Genomic DNA, 14,704 nt, shown 5'->3' on the forward strand with positions numbered 1-14,704 from the left:
TGCCTTGAAGGACGGATCACCAATCAGGCCGGTGGCACCGCCAACCAGGGCAATGGGTTTGTGCCCTGCCATCTGAAATCTCTTCAAAGTCAGTAGCGGTACTAAACTCCCTATATGCAGGGAGTCTGCAGTGGGATCGAAACCGCAGTACAGGGTTCGACTCTCCGACAAATGCTGCGTCAGTTCGCCATCGCCAGTCGCTTGATTGATCAATCCACGACGGCCCAAGTCCTCCAGCAGTGCCATGTCGACCCCAGCCATGCCTCCCCCTTCTCTTTCGGCTTGAAATTCGCGCCGCCAGCCGGCGGCAAATGCGCTGCAACATTACCGGAGTCTGCAGCAAATACAAGCGCACTGCGGCAAGAGGCCCAGGCTGTAAAGGATGTTAGAGAGGAACTAAGCCATGGGCGGACAGGTCAATTATCTCGTGAACCAAGGCGGTTTTTTTGCTATAAAGCCGCCTCAATGTCTGTTTTTTAGACACTTGGAATACCAAGCGCAGATAACAACGACCGCCGGCGCCGCCCGTTAACACCATGCAAAACCACCGCAAACCGATTCCAAACCCCCGTATTGGCGCCTTGTCCAAACATTTTCCCCGGGTACATGCACTAACCGCTGGTGTCGCTGTATTTGTGTTGGTGCTGGCCGTATTTATTCCCACACCGGAGGTAGAAGCCAGGCGCATGCCCCTGCCGGTCAAACTCTCTCCGGTCACTGGAGAAACCGGCGAGGCCCACCTCGATACCACTCTCGCACCCCATCAGGCTGTGCCATTGGCCAGTGCCGGCACAGAAGCCCTTCAGTCACTGAGTCTGAAAATACGCAATGGCGATACCCTCACTGATCTTTTCAAGCGCGCCAAAGTGCATGCCAGCGAGATGTATCACTTGCTCGGCAGCGGCAGGGAAGCCAAGCAATTGGCCCGCCTGGCTCCGGGGGAAGAACTCACCTTTTTGCTGAATCCAGAGGGACAGCTACAACGTCTTGAGCTGCACAAGGACCGGCTGAGTCAAGTCAGGTTTACCCGCACAACGGGAAACACATTTAAACACACCCTGGTACAGCGCGAGCCGGACAGCCACCCGGCCTATCGTCACGGTGAGATTAGCAGCTCACTATTTGTCGCCGGCAGTGAGGCGGGATTGAGCGACAGCCTGATCATGGAAATGGCAGACGTTTTCAGTTCCGATATCGACTTCGCGCTGGATATTCGCAAGGGCGACAGCTTTAGCATTATGTTTGAAGAAAAATTTTTCGATGGGGAGAAAATTGGCAACGGGCCCATTCTGGCAGTCAGTTTTACCAATCAGGGCAGGACCTATAGCGCTGTGCGCTACGTCGACAATAAGGGCGACGCCAACTACTTTACGCCGGAAGGCAAGAGTATGCGCAAGGCCTTTATCCGCACTCCATTGGATATTGTCCGTATCAGTTCTCACTTTAACCCCCGGCGCCTACATCCTGTGTTCAAATCCCGCCGCCCTCACAACGGCACCGACTATGCCGCACCCCGCGGCACGCCCGTCTATGCCACCGGCGATGGCCGTGTCATCGCCTCCAGTTACAGCAAGGCCAATGGGAACTATATATTCATCCAACACGGCGAGCGCTATGTTACCCGCTACCTGCACCTGACCAAACGCAAGGTGAAAAAAGGCCAGCGTGTACAACAGCGCCAGGTGATTGGCACCGTGGGTTCCACCGGTTATGCAACCGGGCCACACCTGCACTACGAATTCCTGGTGGATGGCAGGCATCGCAACCCGGCCACCATAGTGCGCAAACTCCCGAAAGCGAAATCGGTGCCGACCTCTGAAATGACCCGCTTTAAGAACCAGACCCAGCCATTACTGGCAAAACTGGCCAGTTACCAGGGACCGGCACTGGCCAAACTCGACGAGAACAACCCATAAAGTGGCAACCGATATGCCCAGTCTTTTTATCGGCCTGATGTCCGGTACCAGCGTCGACTCGATTGACGCGGTACTGGTTGATTTCGGCGATGAAGGCAAGATGAAGCCAAGAATTCTGGCAGCCATAGGACACCCCATTCACGCCGCCCTTCGCGATGCTATATTGGCCCTGTGTGCGCCTGGTCCCTCCGAACTGGACCGCGCCGGGCAACTCGACCGCCAATTGGGCCAGATCTTCGCTGAGGCCGCGAATCTGTTACTGGCGCGTGCCGGCGTTGAGGCCAATGCCGTGACCGCGATCGGCAGCCATGGGCAGACTGTGCGGCACCGCCCTCCGGGCACCGTCACCTCGCCCTTTACCCTGCAGTTGGGCGACCCCAACACCATCGCAGCCCTGACCGGTATCAGTACAGTGGCAGACTTCCGTCGCCGCGATATGGCCCTCGGTGGCCAGGGCGCGCCTCTGATGTCCGCATTTCACCGCGCTGTTTTTAGTACCGGGACCAATCGTGCCGTCGTGAATATCGGCGGCATCGCCAATATTACCGAATTGGCAACAAACGGCAGTGTGTACGGGTACGATACGGGTCCCGGCAACGCACTGCTGGATTACTGGGTGGGTTTGCACAGAGATCAACCATTTGACCGGGACGGGGCCTGGGCCGCCAGCGGCCGCGCCAATCCGGAGTTGCTCAACCGTCTGATGTCCACCCCCTACTTTGCCGCTGAGCCACCCAAAAGCACCGGCCGCGAGACATTCAATGCCAGTTGGCTTGAGCAGGCCCTGGCGGGCCTGGAGCTGACGCCTGCAGACGTGCAGGCAACCCTGTCGGAAGTTACGGCAGCCAGCATTGCCGAGGCGGTACACTTGTTTGCAGACGGTGGAGAGCTACTGGTCTGTGGCGGTGGTGCCAAGAACAAAAACCTGCTGTCCCGCCTGCAACGGAGACTGCCTACCTGGTCAATTTCCAACACGAATACCTACGGAATTGATGCTGACTGGCTGGAAGCCGTGGGGTTTGCCTGGCTAGCCCGGCAGACACTGCTCGGCCTGCCAGGTAATTGCCCCGGCGTCACCGGAGCGCGTAAAGAAGCCGTTTTGGGAGCAATCTACCCGCCCTGAGGGCAGATACACATCCAACCGGCCTATATGGAGAAGGAGGAGCCACAACCACAGGTTGAGGAAGCATTGGGGTTTTGCACAACGAATCGAGAACCGGACAGGCCCTCTTCATAGTCGACATTGGCGCCCACCAGATAGGGATAGCTCATGGCGTCAACCAAGACCTGTATGCCATCCTTTTCAATAACGGCATCATCCTCAGCAACCAGTTCGTCAAAAGAGAAGCCGTATTGGAATCCCGAGCAGCCGCCACCGGTGACGAATACCCTGAGCTTCAGATCTGGGTTGCCCTCTTCTTCCAGCAGGCTCTTTACCTTGGCCACAGCACTATCTGTAACCACCAGCGGTACGGGAGAAAAGGATACAACTTCTGACATAAGTCTCTCTCACCTCATCAGGACCATCCCGGCCGGCATAAAGCCAGACAGAACGCAGTCCGGGGGCCCATCATGCTTAAACCCAGGAAATCAGTCAAGTAATGGACAAGTGCCCCTGATAGCACTGCAATAGCGCGCGTTCCCGGTACAGAGACTGGCCTAGGAGACTTCAATCACGGTCTCGTCTTCCGTGTAGCCAATCCTTTGGGGCTCACCGGCAGAGCTGACATCCACGTTGGAGACCAGGGCACCATTCACCTGTGCCCCTTTGACCATCTCTATCAACTTATAGTGTACATTGCCCTCCACCATAGCTTTGGCGGCCAGCTCCAGATGGCGCGCGGCATACACATCGCCATGTACATGGCCATTGATCACCACCTGCGGCACGCGGATCTCCCCTTCGATAATACCGCCCTCAACAATTTGCAGGCGCGCCTCACTGTCGCTGTTAGCGCTGACATTGCCTTTCACCTTGCCTTCGATGACCAGGTTTCCGCGAAAATGGATATTGCCGGACACTTCGGTCTGACGTGCAATCAGGGTGGTGTGGTTACTACCGTTACTGGCCATAGTGGTTTGTTTCTCTTTTTTTCTCAACATATTCTCCAAAACCTCATGCCTGTGGCATCGTTGCTAGCTTTTCTGAACCAGCCAACCATAGCGCTGTTCAATATTGAACCCTTTGCGCCCGGTGGATTTGAGCAACAACTCCACACCCTCGGGGACAAACCCCTCCGGTAAGCGCAGCTCGCCCTCGATATTCTGGAAATACTTGAAACGCAACGCAATGGATTCGTTCTCCACCTGCTCGGATAACGCCTTCAGGGGATAGCGCTTCACCTGCCCATCCTCGCGCCCAACCACAGTAACAGTGGCTGAGCCCCTGACCACATTGCGCCGCGCCGCTGACTGCTGCACCTGTAATTTGTACTGATACATTCTTGCATCGGCGGTTTGCGAAAGGATAAAGCGGCCAATAGAAACGCCCTCGCCGCCATCCGCCGGCGCCATAACGCCCCGGTAAAAAGAAATCTCCTGCTTCAACTCGGCAATCTGGTTTTCTTTTTGCACCAGTTCAGCGCGCACAGCCTCGCTGGCCTTGTCACCAATCGCCAGGGATTGCTCAGCGGTTGTCGCGCGCATACGCAGGGTTTCATTTTCGCCCTTAAGGGCCGCCAGATGCTCCAGAACCTTAGTGTGCTGCACAGTCTTTTCATCCAGACTCTTACGCAATTGGTACTGCCCGGTAAAATAGGAGCCGGCAGCCGTGGCCAAAACCAGCAGAGTGACACCAACTGTGGCGAAAACACCAGAAAAGGGCTTATGGGGCACCACCTTCATGCGGTACTGCTTGCTGCCTTTAACTTTGAGCTCCATAAAGTCCGTTGCGTTTTATTCGGGTTTTATCGATTGTCGTGGGTGTCCCGATTCTAAGGCAGTACCGCCGGACTCTCCAAGCCCAAGGTCTCACTCAGGCCAAACATAATATTCATATTCTGTACCGCCTGAGCCGAAGCGCCCTTGGCGAGGTTGTCGATGACCGACATGACCAGCAGCGTGCCCCGCCCCTGTGGCTGCATCACAGAGAGGCGACACAGATTGGTGCCTCTCACACTGCGTGTCTCCGGGTGACTGCCGGGGGGCAGTACATCTACAAACGGCTCATCCCTATAGCGATTTTCATACAGCGCCTGAAGTTCGGCAGCTGACAGATGGCCCCTGGCTTTTGCCAGCAAAGTGGCGTGGATACCCCTGACCATCGGCAACAGATGCGGCACGAAAGTAACTTGAGCAGGGGTGGCTCCCGGAGGCTGGACTCGGCTCAGGCCCTGCTCTATTTCCGGCAGGTGCCGGTGACCGGAGGCGGAGTAGGCGCGAAAATTATCGCTGTTTTCGGCCAGAATCAAGCCCGTTTTGCCCTGACGTCCGGCACCACTGGCACCACTGGCAGCACTGGCTACCAGCCCTTCGGACTCCACCATATCCGCCTCCAACAGGGGAATCCAACCCAGTTGAATCGCAGTGGGGTAACAACCGGGACAGGCAATCAGCTGGGCCCCCGCAATCTCGGCGCGATTGACTTCAGGCAACCCGTAGACGGCCTCCTGAGCCAGTGCCGGCGCCCCATGCACCTGGCCATACCAGCGTTCCCAGGTGGGAATATCCCGCAGGCGAAAGTCCGCGGAGAGGTCGATTACCCTGATACCCCGCTCGAGCAGAGGCGGGACCTGGGCCTGGGCAGCACCGTGCGGGGTAGCGAAGAACACCACGTCACAGTCGGCCAAGCGGTCGATATGCGGTTCGCAGAAAGCCAGCTCACAGTGGCGGCGCAGATTGGGAAAAAGCTCCGCCACACGGATATCTTTCCGGGAGCGGGAAGTGATGGCAGTGACTTCAGCCTGTGGATGCACCGCCAAAAGCCTCAATAATTCCAGCCCCGTATAGCCGGTGCCACCGACAATTGCTACCTTGATCACCTTGCTAGAATCTCCCGGCAAATCCACCAACTGGGGCAATAATCATAAAACCAGCAGAGCACTTTATCACAAGCACCAGCATTTGAAGGATCGGCGGTGTCACAGCGTCCAAGGAAATTACTCAAGAATACGCTAGCCCGGTGTTTGCCCCGGAAAAACACGCTCGAGCATGTGCGTTTACGGCTTTCCGCGAGAGAGGACCTGATACCACTGGCAGGTATGGGACTGCTTATCGGTATCCTGGCCGGCGGCGTGACCATTCTGTTCCGGCTGGCAATGGAGTGGCCCACCACATTTTTTTTATCGGTGCCACAGAATTATGAATCCCTCTCGCCCCTATGGCGGTTTATTCTGCCGGTACTGGGGGCTTTGGTGATTGGCTTTATCTACTTGCCACTGAGCCCCAAACACTACGACGTCGGCGTGGTACACGTGCTTGACCGGCTCTACAACCACCAGGGGAAAATGCCGGTACAAAATGCACTCCTGCAGTTTTTTGCCGGTGCCATCATCCTGATCAGCGGCCATTCGGTGGGGCGCGAAGGCCCCGCAGTGCATCTCGGCGCGGCCAGCAGCAGTGGCTTGGCGCGCATCCTTCACCTGCCCAACAACGCCGCACGCAGCCTGCTGGGCTGTGGGGTGGCCGCGGCCATCGCCGCGTCATTTAACACCCCACTGGCCGGTGTGGTGTTCGCCATGGAGGTGGTTATGCTGGAATATTCCGTGGCGGGATTTCTACCGGTCATGCTGGCGGCGGTGGCCGGCAGCACCCTTACCCAGCTCACCTTCGGGCGCGAGCCGGATTTCAATGTACCAGCAATCCAGCTTAACTCCCTGGCGGAGCTGCCCATTCTGGTTGTCTGTGCCCTGGCCATCGGTACGCTGGCGGCCCTATTCATCTGGGCCCATCGCAGCCTTGCGCGCCAGCAATACCGCTCACCACTGCTGCGCTTTCTGCTGGTGGGCCTGGTGACCGGCACCATTGGCATCTGGGTGCCGGAAATTCTCGGCGGCGGTTACGACACCCTGCAAATGGCAATGCTCGGCGAACTCGGTATCGCCACCCTGGCTGTGGTGGTCGCGGCCAAGTTGGTAGCCACGGCCCTGGGCTCCGGCCTGGGCATTCCCGGCGGGGTGATCGGGCCCAGCCTGATTCTCGGCGCCTGTCTGGGGGGCATCGCCGGCGGGCTCGCCAATCTGTGGCTGGGCCAGCACGCTGCCAGCCCCGGTTTCTATGCCATGGTGGGAATGGCGGCGATGATGGCTGCCATGCTGAATGCGCCACTGGCGGCGTTGCTGGCCATACTCGAGCTGACCTACAACCCCAATATCCTGTTTCCCGGAATGATGATGATCGTAGTGGCCACAGTGGTGAGCAGACAGCTGTTCTCCACCCAGGGTATCTACCAGGAGACACTGCGGGCATTGAACAGGGCCGGCACCCCCAGCTGGCGCCAGCAGATGCTCAGCGGTGTCGGCGTCGCCAGTGAAATGGACCGGCACTTCATCGTAACGCCACAAATCATCACCCTGGCACAAGCCAGGGAATACATCGCCCAGCACCCCCAGTGGATCCTCATTGACCTACCCGATGAACCCTCGCCACAGTTACTGCGCGCCGCTGACCTCGCTACGTTCCTGCAGGGCGACGCAAAAGGTGAAATCCCGGCAACCGCTGCTGCAAAAGAGATGGGGATTGCCAAAGCGCCACCGCGGATCGATCTGCTGAAAATACCCGGTGAGCGCAAACAATTGGCGGAGTTGAACTGGTACGCCACTTTACTGGAGGCCCAACAAAAACTGGAGAGCACCGGCGCTGACGCCCTGTACATCAGCCGCTACCAGAGCGGTCCGCTGGACAATCGCATCGCAGGTATTATTCTGCCAGAGCAAATTGATAGTTTTTACCGCAAATAAGCAGAGTCCGATTTCATTTTCGAGGGGGTATCCGATGCTGTGGGTCAAGGCTTTTCACATTATCGCCATGGTGAGCTGGTTTGCGGCACTATTTTATTTACCGCGCCTTTTTGTCTATCATGTGGATGCCACAGATGCCATCAGTCGCGATCGCTTCTGCATTATGGAACGGCGCCTGTATCGCGTGATTGCCATCCCCTCCATGATCACCACAATCGCCCTGGGTATCTGGTTATACAGTTTTAACACCAGCTACTACACTGCCGCAGGCTGGATGCATGCAAAGCTCGCCTTTGTGGTATTGCTGCTGGTTTATCATCATATATGTGGCGCCTATGTGCGTAAATTTGCCCGGGACAACAATACCCGCAGCGGACGCTTTTTCCGTATATTCAATGAGATTCCAACACTGGCTCTGATTGTCATTGTCGTCCTGGCGGTAGTAAAGCCCTTCTAAGTTGGCGTTTAGTACTACCAAGTATCGTCGGCTCAGCAACTAGAATTAGCCGCACAGCTATTGGCAGCCACCCAGAACCCCTATGGATACACCACAGCCCATTATCCTGACCATCACCCACCACGATCCCAGCGGTAGTGCCGGTATCGCTGCCGATACCGAGACGGCAGTCAGCCTTGGCTGCCACGCCGCTTCCGCCGTCTCTGCCATCAGCGTCGGCAATACCGGTGAACTGCTCGGGGTGGCGCCGATGGACGACAGCCTGCTGGTGGAACAGACCCGAACGGTCCTCGAGGATATGCCGGTGGCGGCCATCAAGATCGGCTACCTGGGCTCGGTGGAAAATGTGCGGGCACTGCACAGCGTATTGAGGGACTACCCGGATATCCCGGTGGTTATTGATCCGGATGCCACACTGGCGGACAAGGAGAGTGTGCTCGCCCCTCCTCTCTGGTCAGCCATGGCGTCCCTGCTGCTGCCCCATGCCACTATGGTCTGCCCAAACCGGCGCGAAGCCCGCGCTATGGCGGTAGAGGCGGATGTACTGGATGCAATGGCTCAGGAGTTGCTGGAAGGGGGCTGCCGCTACCTGCTGCTCACCGGTGTCCCCTGCAAACAACAGCTGCAAAATCGTCTCTACGACGTGCGCGGGCTGATCCGCGAATTTCACTGGGAGAGACTGCCACCGGCCGCCTACGGAGTTTGCGGAACCCTGGCCACTGCGATCGCCTGCCACATCGCCCATGGCCTGACCATCATTGAGGCGGTAAGTCGCAGCCAGCAGTACACCTGGAGCGCCATCAGAGACAGCCGCCGACTGGGCATGGGCAGGCCGATCCCCAACCGCCTCTTCTGGTGTGAACGCTGAGCAGTCTCACGGCCCCTTCCTCTTACAAACGGAAATCCCGCACCCAACGCAGGTGAGCGTCTGACTGGCCTGCCCGTCACCGCCTCTCAATCAGCAGTGTCCACCGCGCTGCACATTGTCCCAAAAGCCCAACGCCGCGATAATATCCCACTGGTCCCTGGTGTTTTGCACAATTTCAGAAAAAAATTCTATGAGTAAATCCGAACAGCTCTTTGCGCAGGCGCAACAGTTTATCCCCGGCGGCGTTAACTCACCGGTACGGGCTTTTCAGGCGGTGGGCGGTACACCGTTGTTCATCCGCCGAGCCGACGGTGCCTACCTCTACGACGCGGATAACCAGCGCTACATCGACTATGTGCAGTCCTGGGGCCCGATGGTGCTGGGTCACGCACACCCCGAAGTCATTGCTGCGGTGGTGGCACAGGCCCAATCAGGCCTGAGCTTTGGTGCGCCTACCGAGCTGGAAACCGAACTAGCGGAAACACTCTGTCGCCTGTGGCCAAATATGGACCTGGTGCGCTTTGTCAACTCCGGCACCGAAGCCACCATGAGCGCCATCCGCCTGGCGCGTGGCTATACCGGGCGCGACAAAATTGTGAAGTTCGAGGGCTGCTACCACGGTCATTCCGATGCCCTGCTGGTGAAAGCGGGTTCCGGAGCCCTGACCATGGGGGTCCCCTCCTCCCCCGGTGTGCCCGCAGCCGTGGCGGACAATACCATCACCCTGAACTACAACGATGTGGAGGGCGTGCGCGCCTGTTTCAGGGAGCTCGGTGACCAGATCGCCGGTATTATTGTCGAGCCCGTGGCCGGCAATATGAACTGCATTCCGCCGCTGCCCGGCTTCCTGGAAACTTTGCGCGAAGTCTGTGACCAATATGGTGCCGTATTGATTCTCGACGAGGTGATGACCGGTTTCCGCGTCAGCCTGACCGGTGCCCAGGGCTACTATGGCCTTGAGGCGGACCTGACCACACTCGGCAAGGTGATCGGCGGTGGTATGCCGGTGGGCGCCTTTGGCGGCAAGCGCGAGATTATGGAACAGATTGCCCCTCTGGGTCCGGTGTATCAGGCGGGTACCCTGTCCGGTAACCCGGTGGCCATGGTGGCAGGCCTGGCAACCCTGCGCCTGGTGGAAGCACCCGGCTTCTACGAACAGCTTGTTGCCAAAACAGACCGCCTGGTAGCGGGCCTCCTCAGGGCCGGCAGGGCGGCAGGCATTCCTTTCACCGCCAATAAGGCCGGCAGCATGTTCGGCTTCTTTTTTACGGAAGAGCCTCAGATAACTAACTACCAGCAGGTAATGGCGTGTGACAACAAGCGCTTTAACCGCTTCTTCCACGGCATGCTCGAAGAGGGGGTCTATCTGGCACCGGCATCCTACGAAGCCGGTTTTATGTCTGCCGCCCACACCGAAAAAGATATTGAGGAAACGATCACCGCCGCCGAGCGGGTCTTCGCTCGCCTCGACTGATTCCCCTGCTCTGGCACCCGCAGGCACGGGTGCTGTTATCCACAGCAGACTTTTTTTTTGCGTCCCGATCGGGCTCCCCTCATCCGAGACTTGCCTTACAACACCGGCCGCAGCAAGCACAGTATCGCCGTACCTCACTGCCGACAAAATCTCTCCCCATCGTACACTGTCCCCAGCCCCACAAGAGGGGAAATCACCAGAGGCGGCAATTTGATATGATGGTCCATTGCGGTCGCGGAGTGTCCGCAGCTGCTGATGATAGCCGGAGAACGTTTTCCATGAGTCAGAGTCTCGGCCGCGGTGCCTATCCCAACACCCGCCTGCGCCGCCTGCGCGCCCGGAGTTTTTCCCGTCGACTGGTGCGGGAAACCCAGCTCAGCAGCGATGATCTGATCCTGCCGCTGTTTGTGATTGAGGGTCGCAACGAAATCCAAACGGTGGCGTCAATGCCGGGAGTACACCGCCTGAGCATCGACCTGCTGGCAAAAAAGGCCAAGTCAGTGCAAAACCTGGGGATTCCCGCAGTGGCGCTATTCCCGGTGGTCGACCCCACTCAAAAGAGCGACGATGCCCGCGCCGCCCACGATGCCGACGGACTGGCCCAGCGTGCGGTGCGGGAAGTGAAAGATGCGGCACCGGAACTGGGCGTCATCACCGATGTGGCCCTGGACCCTTTCACCAGCCACGGCCAGGATGGCCTGATAGACCACAGCGGCTATGTTATCAACGATGAAACCGTGGAGGTCCTGGTGCAGCAGGCCCTGTCCCACGCCGCTGCGGGTGCGGATATGGTGGCGCCTTCCGATATGATGGATGGCCGCATCGGCGCCATCCGCAAGGCCCTGGAGCGTGCGGGCCACACCAACACCCTGATCATGTCCTACGCCGCCAAGTACGCCTCCGCCTATTACGGCCCTTTCCGCGATGCAGTGGGTTCCGGCGGCAGCCTGAAAGGCGCTAGCAAGGCGAGCTACCAAATGGATCCCGCCAATACCGACGAAGCGCTACACGAGTGCATCCTGGATCTGCAGGAGGGTGCGGATATGGTGATGGTGAAACCGGGTATGCCCTATCTGGATATTGTACGCCGGGTGAAGGAGGCGTTGCGCGTACCCACTTTTGCCTACCAGGTGAGTGGAGAATACGCTATGCACTGTGCGGCCTTTGAAAACGGCTGGCTTCAGCGCGAGGCGGTGATTCTGGAAAGTCTGCTGGCGTTCAAGCGCGCTGGCGCCGATGGCATTCTCACGTATTTTGCTGAGGAGGCCGCACAACTTCTGCAGGGGTAAAAATTCCAAGGCGGATATACAGGGCGTAGCACCACATCCAAACTTCAGGGCCACTGATCTTCCAATGCGGGGCCTGTGGGCTGCACCTCCTCGCCGGGCACGTCGCGGGACTCTGTGTCAATGGGCTGCGAGCGGCCCTGTTCGCTGGGGAGCTCGATCGGCTCGTCCTCAGAGCCCGGCGCCGGTCCGAATTCCTCCGCATCATCCCCCCTCAGCTGCTCCCACAGCTGGCGGCGACGCTCTTCGCGCAGTTGCTGTTCGCTGGGGTTCACCCCCCAGCCCGGCGTCATCTGCTCCCGCGGTGCCACGTCACGGCGGTCGCGGCCAAACAGGTTGCGGAACCAGCGCCAGCGATCCTGCCCCCGGCATTCCGGTGCCGGTTGCAGGCGAGTTTCGAAGGAGAAAGGTATCTCGTAGCCACCGCGGCAGTAATCGGGGTCCATAAACTGGCCGCGTGCATTGACCGGCTTGAACTCTACCCCCCGCGGAGGTTCTATCGGCCCATGCTGGTGGGGCAGCTTGCGCATGATTTCCGTCCAGATCGGCAGGGCACCGGTGGAACCGGTGAGCCGGGTGCGCTCATTGTCGTCGCGTCCCAGCCATACCACCGCGGTCACATCCGGGGAAAAACCGGCAAACCAGCTGTCGCGATTGTTGTTGGTGGTTCCGGTCTTGCCTGCAAAGGCAACACTGCCCGGCAGGCGCTTGGCGGAGCTGCGCCCGGTACCTTCACGCACGGCCTGTTCCAGTCCCCAGCGCAGTAGGTAAGCCGGTACCGGATCCACACCGCGATGGGTGCGGCGGCGGAAATGCTGGACGCGAACCCCTTCTGCATCGGCTACCGCCAGCAGGGTACGCGGCTGCACAGCCTCTCCGCCGTTGGCGATGGCCTGGTACATCCCCGCCACCTCGAAGGGGGTCATCTCCACAGCACCCAGCAGCAGCGCCGGCACGCGGGGCAGATGGGCCTCTACGCCCAGACGGCGAATCGTCTGGCGTACATTTTGCAGCCCCAGATCGAGACCCAGGTGGGCGGTGGCCAAATTGTAGGATTTGGCCAGAGCCACGTACAACGGGATCTGGCCGTGGGCGCGCTTGTCGAAATTCTGCGGCATCCATACATCGCCATCCGCCTCCTCAATGCGAATCGGGGCATCGTCGAGCAGCGTGGCCAGATTGTATTCCAAGGGCCGCTCCAGCGCGGTGAGGTAGACCGCGGGCTTGATCAGGGAACCCACTTGACGGCGGGCCTCCAGAGCGCGGTTAAAACCGGGGTAATCCGGGTCGCGGTCTCCCACCATAGCCAGCACATTGCCGCTGCCATTATCCAGCAACACTGCGGCCGCCTGCAGGGAGTTGTCCTCGATATGGCGTTCCTTTTCCAGCGCTTGCACACCGTTGCTGACTGCCTCCTCGGCAAGTTTCTGCACCGAGGGCGCCAGGGTGGTGTAGATCCTCAGGCCCGCGGTGCGCAACTCCTCATAGGAGTAATAGGGCCGCAATTCTTCCAGCAGCCGTTCGGTAAAGGCCGGATAAGGATTCTGCGCAGTGACTCCGCCTTTGACCACCCCCAGGGATTTCGTCGAGTAGAGTGCATATTGCGTCTGGGTAATCAGCCCGTGCGTCTGCATCACATCCAGCACGGTGTTTCTGCGCGCCTGCGCACGCTCCGGATGACGCCAGGGGTTGTAATAGGATGCTCCCTTTGCCAAGCCCACCAGCAGAGCTATCTGGTGGGGCTCCAGTGTGTCCAGGGGTTGCTGGAAATAGAATTCCGCTGCCAGGCCGAAACCATAGATGCCGCGCGCGCCCTGCTGCCCCAACCACACTTCGTTGATATATTCCTGCAGGATATAGCCCTTGTCGTAGTGCATCTCCATCAACACCGCCATCAGCGCCTCGTTGATTTTGCGCTGCAGGCTTGGCTTGTGGTCAAAAAAGATATTTTTCACCAGTTGCTGGGTGATGGTGGATCCGCCCTGGACCAAACGACCGGCCTTCACATTGGCCACCATGGCGCGGGCGATCCCCCGGGGTGAAATACCAAAATGGTGGAGAAAATCCTGGTCCTCGACTGCGATCAGCGTGTTCGCCACCAATGGGGGAATCTCATTGAAACGCACCGGATTGCGATCATCACCACCACCGAGCAGGGAACCGATATTAGCGGCATCCAGGCGGAATTCGGCCAGACGCTGGCCACTGCCATCGCGCAAATTGCTGATTTCATCGTTGCGCAGGCGGAAAGAAACCACCGCTCCGGCACTGCGGCCATCGGAGTGGATAAAATCGCGGCGCCAGACCCGGTATTCCATACCCTCGCGAGTCCAGGAACCGGGCTCGCTGGGGACTGCCTGTTCGCGGTAACTGAGGGCGGCGAATTCGGAGGCCAATTCACCCGGATGCATCACCATGCCCTCACGCAGAACCAGCGGTCGCGCGTAGACCCGCGCAGGCAACTGGTACTGGCGGCTGTCCAGGCGCTCGCGCAGCTGCAAATCCAGGTACACCATGTAGCCGGCCAGGGCGAGGGCCCCCAGCAGGGCCAGCAGGAACAGAAGCTTGAGCCAGCGATATCGCCTCTTGGTTGTAGACGCCCTGGTGCGCCGGCGTTTCGTCGAAACCATAGAAAAGTGCTATCCAGCCGCCAATTCAGTACATCATTCGATAGCCGGAAGGGCATCAGCGCCCTGTCATCGCCAAAGGCAGGGAACCAGCCGGTGGCAGCTCCGCTGGTATATTGCCGCCGGCATCTGAGCCTGTGCCAGTGGCAGGAGACTGCCTGTACCGTCGATACTCAGCG

Annotated in this window: 13 protein-coding genes (1 of these 13 cut by a window edge); 7 read left to right on the forward strand and 6 right to left on the reverse strand. The window is 58.9% G+C overall.

The features are described 5' to 3' along the window. On the reverse strand, window positions 1-261 hold the start of the coding sequence (gene tyrS, locus M8T91_RS16175; protein WP_301415204.1) for a tyrosine--tRNA ligase. Its footprint begins 1,044 nt before the window's first position; the window shows 261 of its 1,305 coding nt (coding positions 1-261); it begins with the start codon at window positions 259-261; its stop codon lies off the left edge, out of view. A gap of 275 nt (window positions 262-536) precedes the next feature. On the opposite strand from tyrS, the gene M8T91_RS16180 reads away from it, so the two are divergent. After that, on the forward strand, window positions 537-1,916 hold the full coding sequence (locus M8T91_RS16180; RefSeq protein WP_301415206.1) for a peptidoglycan DD-metalloendopeptidase family protein: 1,380 nt from the start codon (window positions 537-539) through the stop codon (window positions 1,914-1,916). Window positions 1,917-1,929: 13 nt separating this feature from the next. Further along, complete coding sequence (locus tag M8T91_RS16185; protein ID WP_301415207.1) at window positions 1,930-3,039, forward strand: anhydro-N-acetylmuramic acid kinase; 1,110 nt, start codon at window positions 1,930-1,932, stop codon at window positions 3,037-3,039. A 23-nt stretch (window positions 3,040-3,062) separates the two neighbouring features. Here the strand turns inward: M8T91_RS16185 and erpA are convergent, their stop codons facing one another. From erpA to argC, 4 genes are all read right to left on the reverse strand, one after another. Beyond that, on the reverse strand, window positions 3,063-3,416 hold the full coding sequence (gene erpA / locus M8T91_RS16190; protein WP_301415208.1) for an iron-sulfur cluster insertion protein ErpA: 354 nt from the start codon (window positions 3,414-3,416) through the stop codon (window positions 3,063-3,065). 159 nt (window positions 3,417-3,575) lie between these two features. Next, window positions 3,576-4,019 carry a bactofilin family protein gene (locus tag M8T91_RS16195; RefSeq protein ID WP_301415210.1) on the reverse strand — a complete coding sequence of 148 codons (444 nt, stop codon included), beginning with the start codon at window positions 4,017-4,019 and terminating at the stop codon, window positions 3,576-3,578. Window positions 4,020-4,052: 33 nt separating this feature from the next. Continuing rightward, window positions 4,053-4,796, reverse strand: coding sequence for a DUF6776 family protein (locus tag M8T91_RS16200; protein WP_301415211.1), 744 nt, complete (start codon window positions 4,794-4,796; stop codon window positions 4,053-4,055). Window positions 4,797-4,849: 53 nt separating this feature from the next. After that, window positions 4,850-5,896, reverse strand: a complete 1,047-nt coding sequence (gene argC / locus M8T91_RS16205; RefSeq protein WP_301415213.1) for an N-acetyl-gamma-glutamyl-phosphate reductase — start codon at window positions 5,894-5,896, stop codon at window positions 4,850-4,852. Between the two features lie 219 nt (window positions 5,897-6,115). Between argC and M8T91_RS16210 the strand changes: the two genes are divergently transcribed. The 5 genes from M8T91_RS16210 (at window position 6,116) to hemB (ending at window position 11,901) form a co-directional block, all read left to right on the forward strand. Further along, a complete protein-coding gene (locus M8T91_RS16210) occupies window positions 6,116-7,813 on the forward strand; it encodes a chloride channel protein (RefSeq protein ID WP_301415214.1) in 1,698 nt (565 codons plus the stop codon). Between the two features lie 34 nt (window positions 7,814-7,847). Beyond that, complete coding sequence (gene hemJ / locus M8T91_RS16215; RefSeq protein ID WP_301415216.1) at window positions 7,848-8,270, forward strand: protoporphyrinogen oxidase HemJ; 423 nt, start codon at window positions 7,848-7,850, stop codon at window positions 8,268-8,270. Between the two features lie 82 nt (window positions 8,271-8,352). Continuing rightward, entirely contained in the window at window positions 8,353-9,138 is a 786-nt protein-coding gene (gene thiD / locus M8T91_RS16220; RefSeq protein WP_301415217.1) for a bifunctional hydroxymethylpyrimidine kinase/phosphomethylpyrimidine kinase, read from the forward strand. A 190-nt stretch (window positions 9,139-9,328) separates the two neighbouring features. Continuing rightward, window positions 9,329-10,612, forward strand: coding sequence for a glutamate-1-semialdehyde 2,1-aminomutase (gene hemL, locus M8T91_RS16225; protein ID WP_301415218.1), 1,284 nt, complete (start codon window positions 9,329-9,331; stop codon window positions 10,610-10,612). Window positions 10,613-10,890: 278 nt separating this feature from the next. Next, entirely contained in the window at window positions 10,891-11,901 is a 1,011-nt protein-coding gene (gene hemB, locus M8T91_RS16230; RefSeq protein ID WP_301415219.1) for a porphobilinogen synthase, read from the forward strand. A gap of 44 nt (window positions 11,902-11,945) precedes the next feature. Here the strand turns inward: hemB and mrcB are convergent, their stop codons facing one another. Continuing rightward, window positions 11,946-14,528 (reverse strand): penicillin-binding protein 1B, encoded by a 2,583-nt coding sequence (gene mrcB / locus M8T91_RS16235; RefSeq protein ID WP_301415221.1) that lies wholly within the window; start codon window positions 14,526-14,528, stop codon window positions 11,946-11,948. Between the last annotated feature and the right edge of the window lie 176 nt (window positions 14,529-14,704).

It is taken from the genome of Microbulbifer sp. MI-G (assembly GCF_030440425.1).
GTDB classification, from domain to species: Bacteria; Pseudomonadota; Gammaproteobacteria; order Pseudomonadales; family Cellvibrionaceae; genus Microbulbifer; species Microbulbifer spongiae.